21 protein-coding genes and 1 pseudogene are annotated in these 24,419 nt (G+C 47.6%); 16 read left to right on the forward strand and 6 right to left on the reverse strand.

Features of this window, described 5'->3' with window-relative positions:
• Window positions 1–8: 8 nt before the first annotated feature.
• The 12 genes from OGX67_RS18590 (at window position 9) to mobC (ending at window position 12,682) form a co-directional block, all read left to right on the forward strand.
• Window positions 9–2,756 (forward strand): VirB4 family type IV secretion/conjugal transfer ATPase, encoded by a 2,748-nt coding sequence (locus tag OGX67_RS18590; RefSeq protein ID WP_252019572.1) that lies wholly within the window; start codon window positions 9–11, stop codon window positions 2,754–2,756.
• A 22-nt stretch (window positions 2,757–2,778) separates the two neighbouring features.
• Window positions 2,779–3,507, forward strand: a complete 729-nt coding sequence (locus tag OGX67_RS18595) for a TrbJ/VirB5 family protein (RefSeq protein WP_050310699.1) — start codon at window positions 2,779–2,781, stop codon at window positions 3,505–3,507.
• A gap of 11 nt (window positions 3,508–3,518) precedes the next feature.
• On the forward strand, window positions 3,519–3,794 hold the full coding sequence (locus OGX67_RS18600) for an EexN family lipoprotein (protein WP_047063072.1): 276 nt from the start codon (window positions 3,519–3,521) through the stop codon (window positions 3,792–3,794).
• Between the two features lie 75 nt (window positions 3,795–3,869).
• On the forward strand, window positions 3,870–4,901 hold the full coding sequence (locus OGX67_RS18605; protein WP_050310697.1) for a TrbL/VirB6 family protein: 1,032 nt from the start codon (window positions 3,870–3,872) through the stop codon (window positions 4,899–4,901).
• An 89-nt stretch (window positions 4,902–4,990) separates the two neighbouring features.
• On the forward strand, window positions 4,991–5,131 hold the full coding sequence (locus OGX67_RS18610) for a hypothetical protein (protein ID WP_020078407.1): 141 nt from the start codon (window positions 4,991–4,993) through the stop codon (window positions 5,129–5,131).
• Window positions 5,124–5,807 carry a VirB8 family type IV secretion system protein gene (locus OGX67_RS18615; protein ID WP_050310695.1) on the forward strand — a complete coding sequence of 228 codons (684 nt, stop codon included), beginning with the start codon at window positions 5,124–5,126 and terminating at the stop codon, window positions 5,805–5,807. Before OGX67_RS18610 ends, OGX67_RS18615 begins: the two co-directional genes overlap by 8 nt.
• Window positions 5,804–6,694, forward strand: coding sequence for a P-type conjugative transfer protein VirB9 (virB9, locus tag OGX67_RS18620; protein WP_003036368.1), 891 nt, complete (start codon window positions 5,804–5,806; stop codon window positions 6,692–6,694). Before OGX67_RS18615 ends, virB9 begins: the two co-directional genes overlap by 4 nt.
• Window positions 6,691–7,995, forward strand: a complete 1,305-nt coding sequence (virB10, locus tag OGX67_RS18625; RefSeq protein WP_050310694.1) for a VirB10/TraB/TrbI family type IV secretion system protein — start codon at window positions 6,691–6,693, stop codon at window positions 7,993–7,995. The genes virB9 and virB10 overlap by 4 nt, the downstream gene beginning before the upstream one ends.
• Complete coding sequence (gene virB11 / locus OGX67_RS18630; RefSeq protein ID WP_003036362.1) at window positions 7,985–9,004, forward strand: P-type DNA transfer ATPase VirB11; 1,020 nt, start codon at window positions 7,985–7,987, stop codon at window positions 9,002–9,004. Before virB10 ends, virB11 begins: the two co-directional genes overlap by 11 nt.
• A gap of 60 nt (window positions 9,005–9,064) precedes the next feature.
• Window positions 9,065–9,367, forward strand: coding sequence for a TrbM/KikA/MpfK family conjugal transfer protein (locus tag OGX67_RS18635; RefSeq protein WP_050310693.1), 303 nt, complete (start codon window positions 9,065–9,067; stop codon window positions 9,365–9,367).
• Between the two features lie 699 nt (window positions 9,368–10,066).
• Complete coding sequence (locus tag OGX67_RS18640; RefSeq protein ID WP_050310691.1) at window positions 10,067–11,926, forward strand: type IV secretory system conjugative DNA transfer family protein; 1,860 nt, start codon at window positions 10,067–10,069, stop codon at window positions 11,924–11,926.
• Window positions 11,927–11,935: 9 nt separating this feature from the next.
• The gene (gene mobC / locus OGX67_RS18645) at window positions 11,936–12,682 is read left to right on the forward strand and encodes a MobC family replication-relaxation protein (protein WP_050310690.1); all 747 of its coding nucleotides are present in this window, start codon (window positions 11,936–11,938) and stop codon (window positions 12,680–12,682) included.
• 193 nt (window positions 12,683–12,875) lie between these two features.
• On the opposite strand, the gene OGX67_RS18650 is transcribed toward mobC, so the two are convergent.
• The gene (locus OGX67_RS18650; RefSeq protein ID WP_050310688.1) at window positions 12,876–13,823 is read right to left on the reverse strand and encodes an ArdC family protein; all 948 of its coding nucleotides are present in this window, start codon (window positions 13,821–13,823) and stop codon (window positions 12,876–12,878) included.
• A gap of 544 nt (window positions 13,824–14,367) precedes the next feature.
• Between OGX67_RS18650 and OGX67_RS18655 the strand changes: the two genes are divergently transcribed.
• Window positions 14,368–16,293, forward strand: a complete 1,926-nt coding sequence (locus OGX67_RS18655; RefSeq protein ID WP_050310687.1) for an ATP-dependent nuclease — start codon at window positions 14,368–14,370, stop codon at window positions 16,291–16,293.
• Window positions 16,290–17,957: a UvrD-helicase domain-containing protein gene (locus OGX67_RS18660; protein ID WP_050310685.1), complete on the forward strand. Its 1,668-nt coding sequence runs from the start codon at window positions 16,290–16,292 to the stop codon at window positions 17,955–17,957. Before OGX67_RS18655 ends, OGX67_RS18660 begins: the two co-directional genes overlap by 4 nt.
• Window positions 17,958–18,147: 190 nt before the next feature.
• Here OGX67_RS18660 and OGX67_RS18665 read toward each other — a convergent pair whose 3' ends face one another.
• Both OGX67_RS18665 and OGX67_RS18670 read right to left on the reverse strand, forming a co-directional pair.
• Window positions 18,148–19,881 (reverse strand): hypothetical protein, encoded by a 1,734-nt coding sequence (locus OGX67_RS18665; RefSeq protein ID WP_050310684.1) that lies wholly within the window; start codon window positions 19,879–19,881, stop codon window positions 18,148–18,150.
• Between the two features lie 59 nt (window positions 19,882–19,940).
• Entirely contained in the window at window positions 19,941–21,026 is a 1,086-nt protein-coding gene (locus OGX67_RS18670; RefSeq protein WP_050310682.1) for a DUF4297 domain-containing protein, read from the reverse strand.
• A 772-nt stretch (window positions 21,027–21,798) separates the two neighbouring features.
• On the opposite strand from OGX67_RS18670, the gene OGX67_RS18675 reads away from it, so the two are divergent.
• Both OGX67_RS18675 and OGX67_RS18680 read left to right on the forward strand, forming a co-directional pair.
• Window positions 21,799–22,098, forward strand: coding sequence for a DUF2188 domain-containing protein (locus tag OGX67_RS18675; protein ID WP_050310681.1), 300 nt, complete (start codon window positions 21,799–21,801; stop codon window positions 22,096–22,098).
• A 2-nt stretch (window positions 22,099–22,100) separates the two neighbouring features.
• The gene (locus OGX67_RS18680) at window positions 22,101–22,721 is read left to right on the forward strand and encodes a hypothetical protein (protein ID WP_044784805.1); all 621 of its coding nucleotides are present in this window, start codon (window positions 22,101–22,103) and stop codon (window positions 22,719–22,721) included.
• A gap of 209 nt (window positions 22,722–22,930) precedes the next feature.
• On the opposite strand, the pseudogene OGX67_RS18685 reads toward OGX67_RS18680, so the two are convergent.
• From OGX67_RS18685 to OGX67_RS18695, 3 genes and pseudogenes are all read right to left on the reverse strand, one after another.
• A pseudogene (locus OGX67_RS18685) lies at window positions 22,931–23,086 on the reverse strand (restriction endonuclease); the annotation flags it as partial.
• Window positions 23,087–23,095: 9 nt separating this feature from the next.
• Complete coding sequence (locus tag OGX67_RS18690; RefSeq protein ID WP_047063039.1) at window positions 23,096–23,908, reverse strand: TIGR02391 family protein; 813 nt, start codon at window positions 23,906–23,908, stop codon at window positions 23,096–23,098.
• A gap of 21 nt (window positions 23,909–23,929) precedes the next feature.
• Entirely contained in the window at window positions 23,930–24,409 is a 480-nt protein-coding gene (locus OGX67_RS18695) for a hypothetical protein (RefSeq protein WP_050310730.1), read from the reverse strand.
• Between the last annotated feature and the right edge of the window lie 10 nt (window positions 24,410–24,419).

Consider the following 24,419-nt stretch of genomic DNA (forward strand, 5'->3'; position numbering starts at 1 on the left):
AGGCAACGATGGCTACGCTGAATAAAGCACTCACGCGGCCTGCCGCCATTATGGGTATTCCTCTGGTGCCGTTCGTTCTCGTCAGCGGGGCCATCGTCCTGCTGGCAGTCTATGTCAGCTATTACCTGGCGATTATGCTCATTCCTGCATGGGCGGAAATGAAAAATAAAACCCGAAAGGACATTCATTATTTCAGTCTGCTCTGGCTGGCGTTTAAAACCCGTGGGCGGCTTTTCACCAATACCCATTTTGGCGCGAATGCCCTGCTGGCAAACCAGTACGATAACGTTGATGTCTCGGAGTTTATTCAGAAAATGAAATTAAACGAGCGTATTACGCTGGATAAATATATTCCGTACTCCTCCCATATTCACCCTTACGTCATCAGAAACCGTCACCGTGATTTGGTTGCCACCTGGGAGCTGGACGGCACAGTCTTTGAATGTGAAGACGAACATCACCTGACCCTGATGGCCACGCACCTGAATAACGTTATTCGTTCGTATGAGGGTCTGCCGGTAACATTCTATATTCACCGGCTCCGTGAAAAATACCATGATGTTTTTGAAGCCTGTTCGGGTATTCCCTTTTCCGATGAGGTAACACGTCGGTATTACCAGCCGGTAAAAGACAAACCGTTCTGGCGGCACCGGCTGTTTTTCACCGTCTGCTACGCGCCGTTCTCTCAGATTGAGAAGAAAACCATGAAAGCGCAGTCGCACAGTAAACGCCAGGCAGCACTGGATGACGCGCTCAAAATCATGCTGGAATACCGCGAAGCACTGGAATCTTCATTATCCCGCTATATGGCAACGCCGCTGGGGATATATGAAGAAAACGGGCGGGTGTATTCCTCACAACTGGCGTTCTTCCATCGTCTGCTTACCGGTCAGTGGCAGAAGGTGGCCGTAACGCGCTCACCATTTTATGAAACGCTCAGTACGCCAGACGTCTTTTTCACCACCGACACCGGTGAATGCCAGACGGTCAGCGGTTCCCGTTTCTTCCGCAGCCTGGAGATTAAGGATTATTCCCCGGAAACCCATACCGGTATGCTGGATGCGCTGCTGTACGCCGAAAGCGAGTATGTTCTGACGCAGTCCTTTACCTGCATGGCACGGGATGAGGCGCAGAATCATATCCGTCTGGCGGAAAAACGGCTTAACTCCACGGACGACGACGCGACTTCCCAGCGCGAAGAGCTGATTGTCCTGCGCGACCTGCTCCAGTCCGGACATGTGTCGTGCGGTAAATTCCACTTTTCCCTGCTGATCTCCTCAGACAGTGCCGGACAGGTGGTGAAGGACACTAACGTTCTGGCCCAGCCCTTCGCCGATCTTGGTATTATGACAACGCTCTCCACCCTGTCACTGCCCGCCGCGTATCTGGCGCAACTGCCGGGCGTGTATACGCTGCGACCCCGACTGGTGGCCGTCAGCAGCCAGAATTTTGCCGATATAGCCTGCCTGCATAACTTCCATCCCCACAAACGCAGCGGTAATCCGTGGGGGGAAGCCATCGCCATCCTCACATCTCCCGGCGGTGGCGGGTATTACCTGAACCTGCACGACAGCCAGGCCGGGCGGGATGACACCGGTGAGAAAACGCCGGGGAATACGGCGATTATCGGGAAAACCGGATCCGGCAAAACCCTGCTGATGACCATTATGCAACAACTGATGCAGAAGTACCGTAACCCGGCGTCGTTTGCGCCTTCTGCCACCATCAAACGGCTGACCACGGTGTATTTCGATAAGGACCGGGCGGCGGAGATGGCGATCCGCCAGGCGGGCGGGCGTTATTTCCGCATCCATACCGGCGAGCCCACCGGCTTCAACCCGTTTGCGCTGGAGCCAACCCGCCGGAACATCAGTTTCATCAAACGGCTGGTGCGCATGCTGTGCCGCCGCAACGGTAAGCCGCTCGATCCGCGCGATGAGGAGCGGATCAGTGCCGCCGTGGACACCATCATGCTGGACTATCCGCCGGAGTACCGCCGGTACGGGATCACCCGGCTGCTGGAAGTGCTGCCGGAGCCGCCGACCACAGACGCCCGCACCAACGGGCTGCGTATTCGCCTGAAACAGTGGGCGCAGGGGGGCGAGTTCGGCTGGGTGTTTGATAACGAGGCCGATACTTTCACCATCAGCGATGTCGATAACTTTGGTATCGACGGCACCGAATTTCTGGATGATGACGATATTCGCGGCCCCGTGACCTTTTACCTGCTGTACCGTGTGACCAGTCTTCTGGATGGTCGCCGCCTGGTGATGTTTATGGATGAGTTCTGGCGCTGGCTGGCCGATGTCGAATTTTCCCGCTTCTCCCTCAATATGCTGAAAGTCATCCGAAAGCTGAACGGTATCTTCGTTCCGGCAACACAGTCACCGGATGAAATCGTCAGACACCCCATCGCCCCGGCGATTATTGAGCAGTGCGGTACCCAGATTTTCCTCGCCAACCCGAAAGCCAGCCATGCGGATTACGTGGAGAAAATGAAAGTGCCGGAAAGTGTTTATGACACGGTCAGGAGCCTGGATCCGGGCGAGCATTATATGGTCATCCTGAAAACACCGCTGCGGGCCGGGGAAACCCGCCCGTTTGTGGCGATGGCGAAAATGGATCTGTCCGGGATGAGTAAATTCACCCGGCTTCTCAGCGGCAGTGAGGACAACCTGAAAATATTCGATGCCATTTATCAGGATGGTATGCGACCTGATGAATGGAAAGATACTTTTTTTGACCGGGCAATCTGAAAGCCAACCTGAGGTACTATCAATGCGTTCCAGGAATCACCGTCTGGCATTATTGTTATTTTTCTCGGCGCAGGCGTTCAGCGCCGGAATACCGGTTTTCGACGCCGTGCAGAATACCGAATCCATTAACCAGTGGATGCAGAAACTACAGCAATGGGAGGGTACGGTTACCCATTATAAAAGCGAACTTAATGCGTATAAGAAGCAACTGGCTACCGCAACCGGCGTGCGGGATATTCAGGGTTTTCTCAGTGATGCCCGAAGCCTGAAAACCGATATTGATAATCTCCGTAAGAACGGTATTTCACTGGATGATCTGCTGACCACGAAGAACAGTTCATATTCTTATGAACTGCAACACCTTTACAGTAAATACAAATCGTTCAGCGTATGCAGCGAGGAACAGGAAGGAATAAAATATCAGGCCCTGGCCGACAGTTGCAAACAGATAATCCTCAATCAGGCAATGGCGATTGAGAATACCACTGACGTTGAAAACAGGATTAACAGCACACTCAGCGATATATCAGACTTATCTGACCGTATATCGAATGCGCAGGACTCGAAAGAGTCTCAGGATCTGGCTAACGCCATCGCGGCGAAAAGCGTACAGTTAAATGCGCTGACGAATCAGTGGGAGATGTCTGTCAGGCAGGCTGAACAGCGAACGACATTGCTGGAACAGCAAAGACAGAAAGCCTTTGAACAGCAGCAGCTAACGGCACCTGTTGCTGACCTTAATAATTTATAAGGAGGTTATCCGTGCTCAGATCCTTATTCACCTTATGCACACTCTCAGGCGTGATATTACTGTCCGGCTGCAAGGAAACCAAATCCGAAGCCTGGTATAAGCAACATCCTGACGAAACTTATGCGGTTTATACGCAATGCCTGAAGGATGGCGAGGCAAGCGATAACTGCGAATTTGCCCACCGGGCAGCACTTATGTTTGCACAGGAAGGCCAGCCCGGGGTTAAGGAAAAATTCGAGGCGATATTTCAGCAGGAAGCTGCAAAACGAAATGCAGTGACACAGTAATAATATTTCCTCCAACAAAACAGGGAATTCTCCCTGTTTTTTTATTTCCTTTCTTTAAATATCAGGTGAGGCACCATGTCCGGTGGTATTTTTGTTGGTATGGACAAAAACATCATGGATGGACTGAATGCTGTACTGGAAGGTCAGTCTTCCACTTACGGCACGATGATCAGCGTCATCATTGTCAGCTCTTTTACCTTATTTATACTGTATCGCGGTTATCAGACACTGGCTGGCAAACTCCGGACCCCGGTTGAAGATGTCGTCTGGGATGTGGGGCGAATGTTGCTGATCACCACCTTTGTGTTAAACCGGGATGGCTGGCTTGATATGGCGGTAGCGGCTATCCAGGGACTCAAAGACGGTGTCAGCGGCGATGATAATATCTGGGCGCTGCTCGATACTGTCTGGGGAAAGGCACAGGCGCTGGGGCAAAAGTTATTTAATATGGACACATCAACTTACGTCAAACTGAATGGCGGCCTTGCCGAAGTGCTGGTATGGGGCGGCTCTATTGTCCTGCTGATGGCAGCCACCTTTGTCAACCTGCTCGCCGAAATCACCATCCTGTTAATGACCACCACCGCGCCGCTCTTTATTTTCTGCCTGCTGTACGGTTTTCTTAAACCGATGTTTGATAACTGGCTGAAAACGATTTTTGCGGCAATATTAACGATCATGTTTTCCGCCTTATCCATCCGTATCGCCATTAATTACCTGAATAAGATACTGGATGCTGCAACAAAAACATCCGCTGAAACCAATATGGTCACGCTGGCGGCGCAGTGCCTGCTGGCCGGGATTGCGGCAGGTGTGGTGGTCTGGTTCTCCGCGAGGCTCGCCAGCGCACTCAGCGGGGCCGCTGTACAGGCGGTGCTGCAGGGGGCAGCCATGAGTGGCCTGAGCGGACTGGCGAATAAATCCTCCAGCCTTGCCGGGCCGGGCGTCAGAGGCAGTGCCCGCCTGGCTGCGAAAGGCGGCATGGCCGTCGCCGCGGCGACCGGCAGGCTCACCGGCGCAGGCGCGGGTAAAACCGTGAGCGCCTGGCAGAAACGCACCACCGCCATCGAAAGCATGAAACGCCTGAACCGGCAGCGTCACCGTTAATCCTCCCTGCCGTTAATTTCCTTTCCCCGTCACGCCGTGGCCTGCGCCACCGGTGCGGCATTCCTGCATCCATACGATAAGGGGCTTCCATGAAATTCAGCATCATCCTTCTGATGCTGTGCGCGCTCACGGGCTGCGCACGGCATCAGGGCGACCTCCCACCGGTATCCGGCGAACCCGAGCCAGTGAATTCCCCCGCCATCATTCAGGAGCTGACTCACCATGTCTGATATTCAGAACATTGTTAATGTTTCCCGCTCTTTTGAATCCATACTGCTGGAAAAGGAAGAGCGTTCCCGAAAAACCGCCTGGCGGGTGGCCGCTGCCGGACTGGTTCTGGCCGCAATGGCGATTGCGGCCATTATTATTCTGCTGCCGCTGAAAACCTCCGACACTGAATTATGGTCAGTGGATAAACAGACCGGGCGCTATGAATATATGACCCGCGTGAAGGAGCGGGATATTGCTGCTGAAAAAGCGCTGGCACATTCACTGGCAGCACACTATGTCAGACTTCGCGAGGGATATAATTATTTCTCCCTCCAGCGTGATTATGACGACGTGCAGTTATTTAACAGCGACAGCGTGAACCGGGACTATCTGGACGGGTTTAACGGCGACCAGGCACCGGACGTGATTTTTAATAAGGCGGAATATGTCGTTTATATCGCCATTATTTCCAATGTGCATGCGCCTGCCACCGGGCCGGATAATCTGGCAACACTGCGTATTAAGCGCACAATCCGTCGTGTTGCTGATAATTCCGTGAAAACGGATGTGTGGAATATCCGCCTCACTTACCGCTACGTCCCGCACCGGCAACTGACCGACAGCCAGCGCGAAGTGAACCCGCTGGGCTTTATCGTCACCAGCTACCAGCGCGATAAAGAGCTGAGGGGGGAATGATGCTGAAACATCCCCTGCTCCTCTCTGGCTTAATGGTGTCATGCCTGGCATGGGGCGCAGCGACACCGCGCGGCAGCGCGTATGACAGCCGGATGCAGAACGTCACGTACAACAGCCAGAACGCCACGGTCGTCAGTACCCGCCCCGGCTACGTCACCATGCTGGTGTTTGATGACGGTGAAACCGTTATCGATGCGCAGGCGGGTTTCCCCAAAGGCTGGACCGTGACGAAAAGCGACAACCGGGTGGGCGTCAGCCCGAACCCGATTACCCAGCCGGTCACGGACGCCAGCGGCAACAACGTCAGCCAGGTGTTTCTGCCGACGGCAAAAGACTGGAAAACCAATCTGTTCGTGGTGACCTCGAAGCGCGATTACAGCCTGGAACTGAACGTGCTGGATAAAGACTCGCCCGCCCAGGCCTTTGTTATCCGCTACCGCTATCCCGACGAACTGCGAAAAAAGTCTGCCGCCGCCAGCGCCGCCCGTCAGCAACATCAGCAGGAAGCACTGGACCGGCAGCGGATAGCGGCGGCATTCGGGCAGGCCACCACGCCGCGCAACTGGCGCTATACAAAACGGGTGGCAGCTGGCTCAGCCTCCATCGCCCCGGACTTTACCTGGGATGACGGTCGTTTTGCGTATATCGGTTTTTCTCCTGCGAAAACCCTGCCATCCGTTTTCCGGGTGGTGAACGGCCTGGAGCAGGCGGTCACGCCCCGAACCATTAAACAGGGCAACTACACCGTGATGGCGGTTCCGGCATCGCCGCAACTGGTTCTGCGTTACGGCACCTCGGTGGTGGGGATCGAAAACGACGGATCCGGGCGTATCCCGCTGACCAACAGTGACACCGTTTCGCCGTCCGTTACGCTGGAGGCAAAATGACCGACAAATCTTTCCCGGACGAACCGGAAAAAACCACCGCAGAACGGGAAGCGGAAGCCCGTGAACGCGCCCGCGCGGCAATGGCATATCAGGAGCCGGAGCAGAAAACGCCGCCCGGTCAGCCGGAAGTGACCCGTTTCCGTAAAGCTTCAGGTCGCCGCACGCTGATCGTCAGCCTGCTGAGTCTGGTCCTGGTCATCGCGCTGGCATCCGGTGGCGATCGTCTTCTCAGCGCCCTGAAAACGGGTGATGAGAAAGAATCTGGCACCGCGCCGCCCTCCTCCGGTACGGTGCAGCATGAGCGTAAGAATCTGGGTCTGGACAGTAACCCGTTTGGCCTGTTCGGGCCTGGGAGGCAGGAAAGCACAGACCCTGCCAGTCAGAGCGCCCCGGCCACTCCAGCTCTGCCGCCCGGGCCGCCCGCCCTGAACAAGGCGGCAGCACTGGCAGACGGGCTGAACAGCGACAGTACAGGGTCAGGCGACGATACACGCACGTCCCGAAGCGGATCGCGCAGCAACGCGGGAACGTCGGGCAGCCCGTCAGCCTCCACGGCGTACACATCCTGTCAGTCTGTACTGGTCAGTGGCGAAGATGGACGTCTGCGCTGCCCGGATACGACAGCACCGGCAGGCAGCAATAACAACGACAATCCGGGCGTTGCCAGTGTCACTGGTGTCAGGCGGCTGGGCCTCGATCCCGATCTCTATATCCCGGTGGATCGTTATATTCCGTGTTCGATGATGCGGCGCTTCGTATCCGATGTTGGCGGTCATATCTCCTGCCTGATCGGTGAGAATGTCTGGAGCGCCAGTAACCACGTGAAGCTGATCCCGGCAGGAACGGTCGCCCGTGGCGTCTACCGCACTGGCGCACTGCAACACGGGCGCAGCCGGATGTTTGTGCTGTGGACGGAGCTGCGCACGCCGGAGCCCGGCAGCCTGCAAATCCCGCTCACCGATACGCAGGCCACCGGCCCGCTCGGTGAGGCGGGTATCGCGGGCTGGATCGACAGCCATTTCTGGGCGCGTTTCGGCAACGCCCTGATGCTCAGTACCGTGCAGGACGTGGCGGCAGCGGCATCAGATGCCGCGCCGGGTAAAGACCGCAATACCGACTATACCGAAAACACCCGCGCCGCCACGGCGGAAATGGCGAAAACGACGCTGGAAAACAGCATCAATATCCCGCCCACGATGTACCTGAACCAGGGCGATGTGATCGGCATCATGACCGGTACGGATATTGATTTTTCCTCTGTTTATCAACTACGGCTGAAAAAGAAATGGTATGAACGCTGAAAACCTGTCACTGGATTTTATGAAAAACCGGCTGTTTGGCGACTTTCTTGCTCAGGATGGCCTGACAGAAATTGCTGTTAACCGGCCGGGTGAGCTGCATACAAAAATTCGGGGAAAATGGCAAAAACAGGCATCCCCCATCACGTTGCGTCAGTGCCATGCTTTTGCCAGAGCGCTGGCGTCCTGGCATGACGATAATATTGACGATACATCACCCATCCTTTCTGCAACATTAGGATCTGGCGAACGTATTCAGGCGATTATTCCTCCGGCCTGTGAACGTAATACGGTGTCCATTACGCTGCGCAAACCCTCGTTTGAGCAGAAAACACATCAGTCATGGATTGATGCGGGATTTTATCAGCGCGTGGCCGGTCAGGAAAAAACGGAAAGTCAGGATAATGCACTAATCCGGTTATATCACAGCGGGGATATTCCCCACTTTATGGAAAAGGCGGTGGAATACGGCAAAACGATTTTTATTGTGGGTGAAACCGGCTCCGGCAAAACCACCTATATGAAAACGCTGCTGCATTATATTCCGCTGCATCTCCGTCTGGTAACGATTGAGGATAATCCCGAAATCCGTTTTTATCACCACAGCAATTATGTTCATCTTTTTTACCCGGCGGATGCCGGGGATAATGCTATTGTCACGCCCGGCAGGCTGATCCGTGCTAATTATCGTATGAACCCTGACCGGATATTACTGGCGGAAATTCGTGGGCGGGAAGCGTGGGACGCGCTGAAAATTGTCGGCTCCGGGCATGAGGGGTTAATCACCTCCCTGCATGCGGGCTGTCCGGCAGAATGTATTGAAGGGATCATTGACCGCTGTTATGAAAACCCCGACTGCCGGAACATTCCTTTTGATGTGTTGTTACGCAAGGTACTTAAAAGCATTGATGTCATCGTCAGCATTGATATACACGGCGATGTGCGCCGGATGAGTGATATTTACTTTAAGCCAGTTCATTTAAACAGCACGAAAGAGACATTCAGAAAATAACCCCGACAAATAACATTAGCCAAAAAACGCAACCTTTAATTAATCATAATGGTAACTGAAATGAAAAAAGCAATATCCTCCGTATTATTGTTCTGCGTTATTGCATCATGTTCAACATCTGTACTGGCTGCTGATGCCTGCGAGGTGGTGTTATGTATGTACGGTAAAGCAACCGGAAATGGCGGCGGCAGTGAATGTCATTCCGCTGAACGTGCATTCTTTAATATCGTGAAAAAGAATAAACACGGTTTTCTGCCTGACCATACAGCTGATGCCAGACAATCGTTTTTACTTGAATGTGATTCGGCAGACCCGGCGGCTATCAGTCAGATCATCAGTAAATATGGCCGCGTTCGTGGTTAATACTGGCGAGACGGGCACAGCGCATGACGGTTTTCAGGTTTTTACGGCTTCTGTTTTTCGCGGATTAAGGAGCGAAGAAACAGGGGCCGTAAAAATGAGGCAGCGGACAGAAATATTTTCGCGGGTTAAGGAGCGAAAATAATTCAGGCACCGCGCCTCACCTGCAAACAGCCGCGCCCACGCGGATTTTGCAGGCCGGGGGGAGCCGGATAAATTTCGCCGCCCCAGCGAGCGAAAAGCTGTCGCCCACGACAGCGGTTTACCCGGGGGGCACAGCCCCGCACACCGTCGCGGCTAAGTCTCCGGCCAAAAGCCGGTAGCGTGGCGCGACCACCCTCTTTAAAGGTCAGCTTCCCTTTTATTCCCGCTGCGAGGAACGAGCAAAGGGAAGAAAAAGGCGAAAGCGACCGTCTTAAAGGGGGTGGTCGCGCGTAGCGGGCGACGGTGTGCCGCCGTTGACTTTGGGGGTTTTGGCGCGGCGTCCAGCAACGTCATTACCCCCATGTGACAGGCAATAAGGGCGTCCAGCCCGCATGTACTGGCGCACGCTGTTTCTTACCGGGAAGCATGCTTTCCGACGCATGGCCGCACAGCGGCCACCTTCTTTACCCCATACGCTCGCCCCGCCTTTTCGCCCGACACCGTGGGGCGAATTGATGGGGCGATGTTATGGGGCGAATAGCTGACGAAGGAGGCATCATGATTTTAAATAAGCACGCCGTTTCACTGTCTCCGATAATGAATGGCGCTCTGCCCTTCATTGCTTTTATGCAACAGAATCAGCTTATGCTGGCGTTATTAGCGGGGCTGACGATGCCGTTTTTGGCCTTGATGAAAAGCGATGAACCGCAGAAAGCCCCGTTATGGAAAAGGTTGATTATCGCTTTTTCCCTGTTGTGTTTTCTCTCCGGCACACTGGCCCCGATAGTCATCGGATCCTTCCAGTGGCTGTTTAAGACCAGACTCACCAGTGATAATACAGTACTGGCCTGGTCAGCACGGATTACTTTCACTGTGACCGGGATTATTTTTCATATTATGCTTCGCCGGGTATTCACGCCTGAACTGGACAGAATAAAGAAACGCCTTGTTAAAAAAACCACCCTTGAACGGGAATTGCGCACCGATGTCCGCACCGTAAAATCCCTGCTGCCGGAAACACTGCATTATAACCCGCTGGATTATATCGACCTGAATAAAGGTATTTTTACTGGTATGGACAGCGAGAAGGAGCCGTTGTATCTCCCGTTAAAGGACTGGCAGAAACAACACGCGGATATTATCGGCACCACAGGAGCCGGTAAAGGGGTTGCTGCTGGTATATTGCTTTATCAAAGCATTCTGGCCGGTGAAGGTGTGTTTGTTATGGACCCCAAGGATGATGAATGGGCACCGCATCTTTACCGCAAAGCCTGCGAGGATGCAGGCAAACCCTTTGCCTTAATCGACCTGCGAAAAAAGCAATACCAGCTAAACCTGATTGAAGATATTACGCCCGAGGAACTGGAAGAATTGTTCGTTGCAGGTTTCAGTCTGGCAGAAAAAGGACAGGAAGCTGACTTTTATCGGATCGACGACCGGAAAGCCGCCCGAATAGCCGCACAATTTGTCATCCATAATACAGCCTCAACCATTCGAGAAGTTTATAACGGAGACTATGTTCAAAGTATTGCAGATAAGATAAAAGCCTTTTTCGGCAAGATTGAGGAACTGGCCTTGCTCAATGCCATCAATGCCCCTACCGGATTTTCGCTTAATAAGATATTTGATGAAGGCGGTTGCTGTTACGTCATCGGTTCAATGCGAAACAGCAAAATAATTACCGCACAGCGCATGCTGCTGGTTCGCCTGTACCAGTTAGCAGAAAGGCGCGACCGTGTAACAGACATACCCCGCCCCATTGCTATTTATCTTTCAGAACTGAAATACCATTTATCCAGGCCAGCACTGGAGGGATTAGGTGCGGCGCGGGATAAAGGTGTGCATATTATTATGGATCACCAGTCCATTGCCGATTTAAAAGACTGCCCGGCAGATTTGAAAGGTGACGCCGTTGTCGGTGCGGTCGTTGAGAACGCTAAATTCAAACTGGTTTACCGGGTTATGGACCCGGATACGGCGGAATGGGTTGCAAGAATGTCAGGCACTATTCTGGTGGATGATGAACTCCGTAAGGCTAAAACGGATAATATGCTGACGGAGACCATCGACAGTGAGCGTACCATTCGCCAGGCCGAACGTTTCTTTATTGACAGTAATATGATCCTGAACCTGCCCGATTTTGTCAGCTTTATCTTTACGACAAAAACGCTACCTTCTGCCTCACTGATTTCACCGATAAAGATCAGAAAGCGTCAGCTAAAAATCTTCTCGGTTTCCCCTGATATTACCGCATCGGCGGCACCGGTGAAAATCGCACTGGATTTTGACGAGGATGATAAACCATCCATACAGGATGTAATGACAACGCACCCGGGTCTTTTTTTCAACGAAAGCGAAGTCAAACCGGCAGAGCCCCAACCTCATGAGGGAGAACACCTGTCCCCGCTGGATTTTTAAGGAGCGGTTATGCTGATTTCGACATATCAAGAGCGCCAGACACGCAACAGAGAAAAAATAAAACAACTGCTGAACTTCCTGAAAGAAGAAACCTACAGCGATTTCAAAACGCTGATGCTGCTATTTGGTTTCCGGGATCATAAATCGCTTTATTCGCTGCTGGCAAAAACTGAGCAAATGGGGTTAATCCAGAAGCATGTGCTTGAATCACGAACAATGAAGATTTCATTATGGGGGATCACCAGCGACGGGCTGGCGGTGGTGTTAACCCCGAATGATAAAATCTTTCCTGCGCGGTTTGAACCATCAAAAATCACCGGCTGGACGCTGGAGCACCATCTTGATAATCAGGCCGCCAGACTTATTCTGGAGAAGAAAGGCGCTTCGGGATGGATTAACGGCGACCGGGCCACCTTTCTCAGCCAGTATCAGGTAAAACATCGCCCGGACGGATTACTGACGCTGCCCGACGGTAACGTTATTGCCATTGAAACCGAGCGCCGCCTGAAAACCCGAGCCCGGTATCAGTCGATCATGGCAAGCCACCTGCTGGCCCGTACCCGCAAGCAGTGGATTTACGTTTTTTATGTTGTACCCGATCCACAGAAGAAGCGTGCACTTGAACTGCTGTTTGACAGCATCAGGCATGTCATCATCAACCATCAGCACGTCCCGCTGGAAGAACGCCACCGCCGGGTGTTTCGCATTTATACCCTTGATGAACTGAAACGCCTGTCATTAGACAGCTATACGTAAGCTTTTACACAGGCCATCATGGTGGCCTCACCGGCCTGGCGGCGATACCGCCAGGCCAGAAATTATTTATTCCACTGCGAGGCGCAGACTGTTCGGTACTCGCTGTGCTGCGTTCCGCCTCAGTCTGCGCCTTGCAGCGTTGCCGGTTAAAAACCATGTAACCGCATTCCCTTGCGGTTGTCCGGCTCCGGCCTCAGAGTTTATCCATCAGATAACGATGTGCTTTAGAGGCTGCGCTGGTCGCTTTGAAAATATAACGCTTGTCGTTTTTCAGCGCTTTCAGCCAGGAAGCAATATAGCTTTCATGTTGTACCTCTCCCTCAATCCCCAGATCCGCCATCAGAAAGGCACTTCCCAGCTCCGCCACCAGTTCTTCTTCTGCATAATCAGCACTGCCAAACTTCCCTTTCATTTCACGGCCCAGACGTTTTTTGCCACCACTCCAGTGAACCAGCTCATGCAGGCCGGTAGCGTAGAAATTCGCCGCATCAGAAAACAGATGGCGCTCCGGTAGCCAGACTTCATCTGTTGATGGGCTGAAAAAAGCATTTTGTCCTTTCTCGATGATGTTTGCGCCGCTCTTCCTTAACAAATTTTCAGCCTGCGGTAACGGGTCAAATGTCGCTTCCGGGCTGACCGTTTCCGTTGTCAGGGGCAAACCGTCGATTTGCTGAACGTTAAATACGGTGAAGGTTTTCAGCATCGGGATTTGGTCGATTTCTCCGGCGTCGTTTTCCTTCTCAAGTGTGGTGTAGAAAATAGCTGTTGTGCCATGCTCACCCTTGCGAACCTGTCCACCAGTTGCCTGTGCCTGTTTGTAAGTCACCCAGCGGGAATCGCTGAAACCTTGTTTAGATGCGCTGCACCATAACAGCATGATATTAATACCGCTATAGACTGTTCCGGTTGTGTAATTGGATGGCAGACCAGACATGCCGGATACACGCTGCCAAGGGCAGGACCAGGGTTTAACACCGGCTTCCAGTGCTGCAATGATGTTGTCGGTAACGGTCTGATAAATATCCTTTCTGGTTTTAGAAAATTTCGTTTTTGAGGAGCCTGACGGGTCCAGCGGGGATACGCTGGTCGCCGCTGCGGTGTTAGGGGCGCTTGTCCGGGGGTTAAGCAGGGAAATTGTCATGGTTTTTTCTCCGTCAGTGTGTGATTTTCGTCTTCGTATCGCCTGACGGTTCGCTTTCCCGGCATCGTTCTGTGCTGCAAGGGCGCAGCATGCGTGCCATTTACCCTTGCGGGACGGGTTGTGTTGGGAAACGATTAACAGGAAGCCGATACAGGAACGAAAAGCGCACAGGAGAAAAAACTTGCCCCTGCATATCCGGGCGTAGCGCCCTTGCTCCGCAGAAGTGAAATGGTTTTATTTTTTTTGAGGGTATAGCGGTTTATTGAATTTAGGCATAAGGTAATTTTGTCGGGGCCACCCAAAACTGATCTTTGCTTCAAGATTTACCAGAAATTTTTTGTTGCATCCGGTTTAATTACAATCGCTGAAATTTCCTATGAGTGTAAGGCCACCTAGACTCCCTAGGCTCGCTAATGACTATACCCTTTAACAACTCTCTTTAAGGGCTGTATGGGATTAATGGCAGAATGGCTACCGTATTATTAACAACAAGTGGGTTCGCTTATCAATTCAATGGATAACTTGTACTGAGGGAGGAAGTAGAATGAAGCTTGAAGCAATTCGGTTATCTGGTTTCCAGTCTTTTGGCAAAGAACCAACTGAACTAAGCTTGGAAGATGTGACCTATCTCATTGGTCCTAATGGATCAGGTAAAACAGCAGCACTTCAGGCTTTATGCCGACTTTTTGCGTTTGATCCAACATTGCGTCGTGTCCAGCGAACAGATTTCCATGTCCCTTTTGATGAGGATGAATTTCCTCCTGAGAGACAGTTGTGGATTGAAGCTGACTTTCTGTTTCACGAACTTGCGGAGGACGAGGATAACAGTACTGTGGCTCCTTATTTTGGTCACATGCGACTTGATGAGCCAGAAGGTATTCCACGTGTGCGTTTTCGCCTCACTGCTACTATGGGAACAGATGGGGATATAGAAGAAAACTTAGTATATGTTTTGGATGTCAGTCCTGATAGCTCACCTCAAACCACAGCTCAAGTAACCAGGGCAGAGCGTAATAATATTCAAGTTCACTACTTACCAGCCAGACGGGACCCTGCAGACCATATTGCTTACGGTGCTAACGCTTTACTCGGACGTTTACTCCGTGCTGTTCGTTGGGATGATGAACGTAATACGATTAGAGGATTAACCAACCAGATAAGCGACAGCCTAGCAGCTAATCCCTCCATCAATGCTTTCAGTGAAAGTTTGAAATTAACTTGGGCAACCCTACACAAAGGTAAATTTTTCTCAGATCCTAAAATTACATTTGTGGCTTCGGAGATTGAAGCATTGCTACGCCATTTATCGGTTTCATTTACTCCCGGCCATGATGGCTCGCTTGTCGATTTTTCTCGGTTGAGCGATGGTCAAAAATCGATGCTTTACCTTTCTCTTGTTCTATCATCTCAAGCGATCGGTAGAGCTGTTCTCGCAGAGGAAGATGTTACATTTGATCCCGACAAGTTGCGCCCTCCGATTTTTACGCTGGTCGCAGTGGAAGAACCAGAGAATAGCCTTTCTCCCCATTACCTGGGACGTATCGTCAGTGCCTTGAATACCATGGCAAAAAATATTGATGCTCAAGCCTTAATTGCTACTCATGCACCATCAATGTTACGAAGAGTTGATCCTAAATTTATACGTTATCTACGACTTACTGAGGAAAGAAAAACACGAATTACGTGTATCAAATTGCCCCCTAAAACAGATGAAGCACATAAATTTGTGAGAGAGGCTGTACAAGCATTCCCTGAGATCTATTTCTCACGCTTGGTTGTGCTTGGTGAAGGAGATAGTGAAGGAATCGTACTGCCTCGTTTGCTCCAAGTTAAAGGCACTCCTGTGGATGAATCAGCTATTACGGTAGCACCGTTAGGTGGCAGGCATGTAAATCATTTCTGGCGGTTGCTTTCAGCACTGCAGATTCCCTATCTGACTTTGCTTGATCTGGATGTAGCTCGGTATGGCGCTGGATGGGGGCGAATTAAATACGTTAACGATCAGCTTGCAGCATTTGAGCCGGAGAAAGTACTTCCTACAGAATGGAAAATTACAAAATGGAATGATGAAACTACGCCAATAAGAACTCACCATTTTTTTAATAAAGGCACTCAAGACATTTTCAAAGAACTTGAAAACCGATCTGTGTTTTTTTCCTTTCCTATGGATTTGGACTTTTCCATGTTGCTAGCTTATCCCGAAGCTTATGGAGTTGAAAAAGAGGAGCCGGATGAGTCAACAATAAAAGCAGTGCTTGGCAAAAGCTATGACAATATTTCTCAATATAGCGTAGATGAACAGAGTTTTTTCGCTACATATCATCTACGTTTTAAATTAGGTAGTAAGCCCGCCGCACACATTGATGCTCTAGCGAAACTAAGCGACAAAAAATTAATTGCGAATATGCCAGAGTCGCTTAATAGACTAGTTGATGCCGTTATTGCCAAACTTGGAGAATTACCTGAATGATTCCTATTGAAGCATGGCAACCCGCAGATGGATTAACGCTGGAACCAAATGCAAAACGAGCAGCAAAAGCCCGCAAACGTTGCTTAGCTCTTACCGCTGGACCGGGCGCAGGTAAAACTGAAATGCTTGCGCAGCGGGCAGATTTCCTGTTACGGACAGGGACATGTCGGTATCCGAAGCGGATTCTCGCTATCTCCTTCAAGGTTGATGCTAGTAGAAATCTAAAAGAGCGCGTCGAACGGCGCTGTGGTGCAGACCTTGCCTCCCGTTTCGATAGTTATACTTTCCATGCATTTGCCAAGCGAATAATTGATCGCTTTAGACCAGTACTGAAAGGAAGAGAGGCATTAGATTCAGACTATACGATCGTTGATAAGAAAATCAGTATTTCTCGTTCCCAAATCGAATTTAGTGATCTTGTTCCGTTGGCTATTAAAATATTGCAAAACTCAAAAATTGCTCGTAATTCTATTCGTCAGACTTACAGCGATATTTTCCTTGATGAATTTCAGGATTGTACAAATTTGCAATATGAATTGGTTAAACTTGCTTTTCTAGGGACTAAAATCCGGCTTACTGCAGTAGGTGATACCAAGCAAAAAATCATGGGTTGGGCGGGAGCGATGGATGGTATATTCCAAACATTTACTGATGATTTCAATGCAGTTCCACTTAACATGTACCGAAATTTCCGGTCAAAGCCACAATTGCTGCGAGTACAAAACGAAATAATTCGTCGGCTTGATCTTGCATCTGTCATGCCAGATGAACAATTGAATGGTGACGAAGGTGAGATTCATGTCGAGAGTTTCAGAAACAGTCAAGAAGAAGCCATTTATTTGGCAAATATTATTAATGACTGGATTAATAAAGAAGGATTGGCACCAACAGAAATTGCCGTCTTAGTTTCTAAGCAGTTAGATCTCTATGCTGACCACCTAATGATGGAGCTGGAATTACGAGGAATTCCATATCGAAACGAGCAGCAAATGCAGGATATTACTGTTGAGCCAGTTGCACGTTTAATCGTAGATTATCTTTCATGCCTCTATGGAAAGCGTGAACCCAAGGCTTGGATCCGTCTGATGAATCAGCTGATTCCTTTTGCTGATGAAGAAGTACAGTCCTGTGCGCGAAAGGACCTTGATCGTTTGTTAAAAAAACAGCGCAAAGAAGCAACTAGTGCTGAACAGCTTGATTCACCTTTTTCTTGTTGGTGGAAGTTTGTAAAGGAGTTTTTAAAACATATTGGCACTGATACAATCGTAGCCCTATCACCTGATTACGAATCACACAAGCGTCTACAGGAAGTTTTTCGTGATACCAAAGCAAGGATTGAAGAGTTGCTTGAAATTGAATCAGATTTGCCACAAGCTCTTGGACGGTTTACGGATGACCAAGCAGTCAGAATTTTAACCATTCACAAAAGCAAAGGGCTTGAGTTCGATTCTGTAATTATAATGGCGGTGGAAAACGAGATTTTCTTTGGTAACCAAGATGAGAATCGATGTGCATTCTTCGTTGGTGTTTCACGGACGAAGAGACGATTATTTTTAACTCATGCTGCACAGCGTGAACGGCCTGCTAATGCCAAACGTTGGGAAGTCCATCGAACTGTTCAATCCGAATATATTGGTTATGTTACACCATTTATTAAACGGTAATAATTAGCAGCGTTCAACTATTTGTTAAACGCCGTAGTAATTTTGAAAAGACCACTCTCCGCCTCACAGAAAGGTCATGAATAATTACTTAGCTCTACTATATAAAATTAGATCAGCGCTAAGTAAGATTCATATAGTATATAGCAATATACTCGCTACTATGCATAAAGTTACAAATAATATTTATTGTTTAATCATCATCCCTCGTTTCTCTTACAGCCAATTGAATGTTTTTATACTCAGATCTTAGAGAGTCATATTGGGAAGAATCCAATAACTTTCCAGAATTTAATGTAATAACATTGGCATCATTTTTAAATTCATTTAATGCATTATTCTCCATTGCACACAGTATTATCTGATAGTCCTCTGGGATACTGCGCATTAGTTCTTTGATGACGGTTTCATAACGATGCCCCGCCTGTTCTTGCTGGTTGGGTGTATCAATGACGAAAGGAGGCACTATGCAAGTTTTAGCACTATGTATTTGTTGCAGTACGGAGAGTTGATAAGCAAGCAATCCCCTGGCAGCCTCAGCAGCACCGCCACCAAGTAACTGTTTATAATCAGTAGGTGATTTCACTTTGCTAAGATTTACTCCTGTTGATCCTAGTGCTTCAATATTTCCCAATAGCTTTGACATAAAAGAAGAATTCAGTTCTTCCTTATCCTTGTTTGAAAGAAGTTTTCTCTGATCTTTTTTCAATTCGGCGACAGAGTTATTGGCTTTGCTGATTTTAAGATCTTCATTATCAATTTTAACTTGAATACTTCTTGAGACCTTTTCTTTCGAAATAGCATCAATTACTTGTGTAATGAGTGTTTTTTCGCCCGCATTGTCATCGGTGAGATACTTCTTATTAATTCTTTCAATTTCATTAGTAGCAAATTGAGCTACCTCATTTAACTCAAATAATGAGGATCTAAGCGCCTCTATTTCTGATGCTATTGAGTTTGCCTCGTCAAGTAGCGAATCCTTCTCTGAAAGAAGCAATGCTCTGTTAGTCAGTGAGTTATCGTGAAGAGTACCACACAATGGGCACTCTAAATGATCTGTCGGTATAGATTCGACCGCAAACTTATAATCTTCTTCGAGTTCGTTTGCAGAACTGGTGGCTAATTCATACTGTTTTTCGAGATCATATATATTTGAGGTAATCGTAGCCTGAGCATCATAAAGCCTCCTTTGGTAATCGATAAACTCTTGAAGCTCAGTATTTATCTCTTTCTGAATTTCGCTAAATTTCTCATTATCTAATGCTATGGTGATATCAGCAGAATTATCAACTATGACGTCAACTGCGCTTTGAAATTTTTCTATTTTTGCTGTTGATTCTTTTTTTACCTCACTATATTCATAAATTTCTTCTTCTAATTCAAAATGTTCTGGTTTCAGATAGCCAGTAAAATACTTTATTAACGATTTTTTCCAGTTGGCATACTGACCTAAGTTTTCAAATGAATCCCAAGGTGAACTCCAGCTTTTTATCTGATCAATATAGAATGGTAAAAAATAATATGCTGGCGGAGGAGTCTCTAATTTCCCATCAGTCCGATTAGGAAGCTTCATTTTAAAGTTAACAAGATCTGATAGGTCTTGTGAAAAATCACCAGTTATATGTGTGTATCTTTTCGCTTCACCATCGATAGCGCCCAAAATTATTGAGTGGCTTCCACGGCAAGAAAAATATTCTTTATTATTTATAGTGAAATATAATATCGATTTAATGTCATTTGATTTCCATTCTTCGTCGATAACTGGATCGCATCCTAGCGACCATAGTAAACTCTTGGCTAGAGTGGACTTGCCGATACTGTTATCTTCTCCTGTAATTAGATTCAATCTCTTCGGGAACGTGAACTGATTCGCAAGTCTTTTCGAATCTGATATCAGAACCAATCGTTGAAATTGCAAGCTTCTCATTTTTCTTGTTCCTTAAATTTCTAATTAATAATTTATAATGTTCTTTTGTTATTTTTATATTATTCATGCATCACCTTCAAAAAACAGTAAATTATCTCGCAAAGTATATCATCATCTTCTGGGATTTGGCTTTCAATATTCAGCTGTTTAGCTTTCATAACAACTGCCTTAATGTAATCGCTTGTTTCAGTATAGTCTTCTTCCGGAACATTACTGAGCGCCTGTTGAGCTATTCTCATTATATTCATATCAAAAGCTGAAGCATACCCGACTCTACGTAAGTAAATTTGTTTTATTTTTTTTACCATCTTTCGATATGTTAAGGTATTCCATTTCATATCGCTTTTAGCTAAATACTCAAAGTCTTTCTCAAAGTCTTCAAATTTTGGACTCGTTGTATTTACAGCTATGACATCTTTTACCGTATGAGATGTGAGAGACTTATCCTCTACCATTTTCTCCCACATAGTAAAGTCGTAAGTATTCTGTCCTTTGCGATGAATCTCGTCGATAATTGCCCTATAAATATTGACAGCATTACAATGACTATTTGGAAATATTTCATTTACTAATTCAGCAAATCTGGCAATAACGAATTCTTCTTGATTTTCTAACTTTATTTTTGGAATGATGAACTTTAGATTTTCTGGAAAAATATCTATCCCAAGCTCGGACTTTAATTTCCCAGTTAAGCCCGATAGACAATCCACGCTAAGATCACCCGAAGTTATAATATCTAACTTTAACTTATTATCTTTCTGATCAAATGAGAAGCCACTAGCGGATACAAGACCTATTTCCGTAATACGTGTTTCATACTCAGTGCCTATACATGAGCTTAATAGTTTTCCTAGAATGGAGTTCTTAAGTCCCTCTGCACCTTTTACTCGTTTAGTTAAAGAGTCAACAGTGAAGGAATTCCCAGTATTTTTCACTTGAAAAAATTCAAATTTCGCCGAACTGCCAAACAATGAGTCTGCGATAACGACATCCTCATGATATTCAATTAATAATGCATAGTCTGCATTGGATTTATGTTTTTCAATTATTCTGCATAAAGCCCAATGATATTGGAAATTATATTTTCCAAATGTAGTTGCTCCTGAAGTTTCTCTCTGAGCATGACCTAAAATATTACTTTCCATTGATAAGTCCATCCTTCTAGTGGAGATGACTCGGCTCACCATTAATATTTCTTATCAATTTAATTTATGAAGGACACAAAGTCTATCAGATCATGCTTTTTAGCCCCTTCCACAGTAGATCCATCACATGGATAGAGTGCAGCCCATCAGATGCAACCTTGGGTGTTTCAATTTTCTTCCCTTGCGACCCTTTGAGTTACTAGGTTTTTATACAGTACTTTAAACAGAACGAGGGTATCAAATAGTATGGTATGAATCAGCTAACCTCAACAAATACACAGAGTAATGTGCGCTTGTCGCCACTGCTGTGTTAAGGACGCTAATCTGGGTATGCAGGGAAATTGTCATGATGTTTTCTCCGTTATGTAGTGTGATTTTGTCTTCGTATTGCCTGATAGTTCACCTTCCTGACATTGTTCTGTCGTACAAGTGCACATAACGCCTGTCATTAATCCTAGCGGGACGGGTTGTGTTAGGAAACGATCAGCCGTAAGCCTATAATTGAACGAAAAGATCACAGGAGACCCCAATGCAACATTGTTTGTATGGGCGCCTCTTGCGCGTCTAAAACAACAGGTTTTTTGACAGTGTTTCTTTTCATCAGTTTTAGGTGATCTGATGGTCTTTACCTGTGAATATGTTTGATAAGTATCACTCTTATTGAAAAAATTTTTTCAACCGTACGAAGCTCGCTGACAAAAACTAGGCTGTAAGGTATGCTGAATCTTAAAGCAGCTAGTGCCTTAATTTTTCTAACTGAATGGGGGAGTTCATGAAAAACTACTATACCATTGTTAAATCTGGCGCTGATTGGCGAATATTGTCGGCCAAAAATGAAAAGATAGCTACCAGTCAAAATTACAGGACACAAAAAGATGCTATAGAGGCAGCAAGAAATTTAATTAAGAATGGAGGGATTGTGTCCATTCATTCTGCAGATGGAAAAATACGTGATGTCATTAGCCAGAACAGCGAAAATTGGAACATTAAAAGGGCAAATACTAGCAACAGAATAGCTAAGAAAGAGATATTTAAAATCCTTGCTGACAACTTAGAAAAAAACAAGGCGTAAGTATGAGCTATGAGACTAATGTTTTTATAAATTGCCCATTTGACGATGCTTACACTGATTTTATTGATGCAGCATTGTTTGCAGTTTACCGTTGTAATTTTAAACCTCGATGCGCATTGGAAATAAATGACGCTGGTGATCAACGGCTCGATAAAATAAATCGCATAATCAAGGATTGTAAAATTGGAATCCATGACATATCTAGAACTGAATTAGATCACGTCAATAATTTGCCTAGATTTAATATGCCATTGGAACTAGGGTTATTTCTTGGTGCTAAAAAATTTGGCTCGAGTAAAAATCAAAAAAGCAAACTAGCAATTATTGTCGACAATGAAAAATACCGATATCAAAAATATATTTCAGATATTTCAGGACAAGACATTATGTCACATGACAATAGCCCTGAAAAATTCATAAAAATCATAAGGGACTGTTTATCCTCATACAGAATCGTTCAGAGAATCCCATCTGCAGCAATAATTATTGAAGACTACCGTAGATTCTTAGGAATTAAGCCAGCGCTGTGTGCTCAACTACAACTAGTTGAGCATGAGCTTACTTTTAATGATAAAACCAGCATTATTGAATGTTACATAGAGTTTTATGCAGCAGCAGCATAACTCTAAACAGGGGCAATCAATCCATATGCCCCTTAATGAAACATGAATAACAGCATTGCCTCCGAGACAAATGAAGATAGCCGGTTGTACTAATGGATTAAAATATCAGACTGTATATTCCTCTAATAAGGCCATTCGATATATTGTAATAACGCCAATAATAAATTCTTCGTTTTAGCGTTTACTTACCCTCCCACCGCCACGATTCGACATCCACTACCCGGTCGAAGAAAGATCGCGAAGACGTCAATATCATGAGCCGCTCGATTGCCTTTGCCTCTATAGTCAATCAGAGCATTACATCCAAGACGTCTAAATACCTCTACAATGGCCTCCTGATAAACTCGCCAGTCCGTATAGCTCATGCAACTCTCCTATGGGGAGGCTATTTTTTTGTGTGTGCCATCCAGCTTGCGATGAATAAGCGAAACCAACGTAAGGATGTCCAGCGCATCCAGTTCAGACATGGGCCAATTCTTCTTAGGCGCATGGGCTAGTGGATTGCGCACAGCGCCGAATAGACCAATCAGTAGATTCGCAAAACCTTTCTGTTCGCTCTTTTCTGAGTCGGTGGTAAGCGATCCCAAAGTCAGAACAGGTTGTTGTCCGGTAAATGCCTTGTTCACCAAGTCAGCACCATCACCGCTCAACCCGGACAACTGACGAATACGTTCCGCAACCCCCTTCGTCGCCTCGAAGACGGCATGAAAATAGTTTTCGTCAAGAAGTTCGGCACGGCAATAGTTCAAAACTTCCGCATGCACAGCACGGCTTTCGAGTGCAGCCTTAAGTCGCCCAGCGCGGGCTCGAGCAGAATCCAGAGTCGTTACTTTAGCGGCGCTCGCGACCTTACCATCCTCACGGATATAAAAACCGGAAAAAGCCAGGACAACATTGAGTTCATCACGTCGCCAGGCAAACACCGATGGATCACGGGCGTAATTAACCGGGTTCATCGCACGGTTAATGAACATAATAAGATGGTTGCCGACCTGATACTGGTTCTGCGCACCTGCGAGCGCATTAAACAGACGTTTCCACTTTGTCATTCCTGGCGATGTGTCCGCAACTTTAATTTCTTGTAGCAGTCGCTCGATCTGCGACCCACTCAAGCCACGTTCGGTATCAGCAAGGACGCGACAGGCGGCCTCAAGGTGCTGAGAGTTGAATGATGGAATACGTATCATGAATTATCTTTCTATCACCTCTCAGGCCCACTCGAGCGCCGTGATGATCGATTGCCCTTCGGTGCCGACCTCCACAAACAGAGCGTGCTCGTAACCAAGCTGCTGCTTATAACCTCGAAGTTTTAGTAGATCGATCTCTCTATCTACGCGACTCGTTGATTTTTTGAACTCCAAGACCAAATGATTCTGTCGTGTACCTCGCCGATGCACGATCACATCAGGAAATACTGTCTTTGCCTCAACGTCTTCGCTGTCTGGATAAAGTTCCAAATGTCTGAGCCGTTTAGGGTCAATGCTGTCCCGGTTGTATTCGCAATCTACAGTCCAACCGGGGAAACATTGTTGGAGGTACATCGCAAAGCGAAAGGTAATCGACCGTTCGTTAGCATCGATACCGAGAAGATCATGATCAATGAATAGTAGCTCGGATAATGCATGTGACACAGCTTCGCCTGGTGCATATTGGTTGAGGTAGTGAATTTGTTCCGGGGTCAGTGCCATCATCACATTC

It is taken from the genome of Citrobacter sp. Cf118 (assembly GCF_030334095.1).
Classification (GTDB): Bacteria; Pseudomonadota; Gammaproteobacteria; order Enterobacterales; family Enterobacteriaceae; genus Citrobacter; species Citrobacter freundii.

What these genes read in the sequence shown, in the direction of transcription:
- OGX67_RS18590 (WP_252019572.1), top strand. Translation starts at nt 9, where the DNA reads ATGGCTACGCTGAATAAAGCACTCACGCGGCCTGCCGCCATTATGGGT.
- OGX67_RS18595 (WP_050310699.1), top strand. Translation starts at nt 2,779, where the DNA reads ATGCGTTCCAGGAATCACCGTCTGGCATTATTGTTATTTTTCTCGGCG.
- OGX67_RS18605 (WP_050310697.1), top strand. Translation starts at nt 3,870, where the DNA reads ATGTCCGGTGGTATTTTTGTTGGTATGGACAAAAACATCATGGATGGA.
- OGX67_RS18610 (WP_020078407.1), top strand. Translation starts at nt 4,991, where the DNA reads ATGAAATTCAGCATCATCCTTCTGATGCTGTGCGCGCTCACGGGCTGC.
- OGX67_RS18615 (WP_050310695.1), top strand. Translation starts at nt 5,124, where the DNA reads ATGTCTGATATTCAGAACATTGTTAATGTTTCCCGCTCTTTTGAATCC.
- virB9 (WP_003036368.1), top strand. Translation starts at nt 5,804, where the DNA reads ATGATGCTGAAACATCCCCTGCTCCTCTCTGGCTTAATGGTGTCATGC.
- virB10 (WP_050310694.1), top strand. Translation starts at nt 6,691, where the DNA reads ATGACCGACAAATCTTTCCCGGACGAACCGGAAAAAACCACCGCAGAA.
- virB11 (WP_003036362.1), top strand. Translation starts at nt 7,985, where the DNA reads ATGAACGCTGAAAACCTGTCACTGGATTTTATGAAAAACCGGCTGTTT.
- OGX67_RS18635 (WP_050310693.1), top strand. Translation starts at nt 9,065, where the DNA reads ATGAAAAAAGCAATATCCTCCGTATTATTGTTCTGCGTTATTGCATCA.
- OGX67_RS18640 (WP_050310691.1), top strand. Translation starts at nt 10,067, where the DNA reads ATGATTTTAAATAAGCACGCCGTTTCACTGTCTCCGATAATGAATGGC.
- mobC (WP_050310690.1), top strand. Translation starts at nt 11,936, where the DNA reads ATGCTGATTTCGACATATCAAGAGCGCCAGACACGCAACAGAGAAAAA.
- OGX67_RS18650 (WP_050310688.1), bottom strand. Translation starts at nt 13,823, where the DNA reads ATGACAATTTCCCTGCTTAACCCCCGGACAAGCGCCCCTAACACCGCA.
- OGX67_RS18655 (WP_050310687.1), top strand. Translation starts at nt 14,368, where the DNA reads ATGAAGCTTGAAGCAATTCGGTTATCTGGTTTCCAGTCTTTTGGCAAA.
- OGX67_RS18660 (WP_050310685.1), top strand. Translation starts at nt 16,290, where the DNA reads ATGATTCCTATTGAAGCATGGCAACCCGCAGATGGATTAACGCTGGAA.
- OGX67_RS18665 (WP_050310684.1), bottom strand. Translation starts at nt 19,881, where the DNA reads ATGAGAAGCTTGCAATTTCAACGATTGGTTCTGATATCAGATTCGAAA.
- OGX67_RS18670 (WP_050310682.1), bottom strand. Translation starts at nt 21,026, where the DNA reads ATGGAAAGTAATATTTTAGGTCATGCTCAGAGAGAAACTTCAGGAGCA.
- OGX67_RS18675 (WP_050310681.1), top strand. Translation starts at nt 21,799, where the DNA reads ATGAAAAACTACTATACCATTGTTAAATCTGGCGCTGATTGGCGAATA.
- OGX67_RS18680 (WP_044784805.1), top strand. Translation starts at nt 22,101, where the DNA reads ATGAGCTATGAGACTAATGTTTTTATAAATTGCCCATTTGACGATGCT.
- OGX67_RS18690 (WP_047063039.1), bottom strand. Translation starts at nt 23,908, where the DNA reads ATGATACGTATTCCATCATTCAACTCTCAGCACCTTGAGGCCGCCTGT.
- OGX67_RS18695 (WP_050310730.1), bottom strand. Translation starts at nt 24,409, where the DNA reads ATGGCACTGACCCCGGAACAAATTCACTACCTCAACCAATATGCACCA.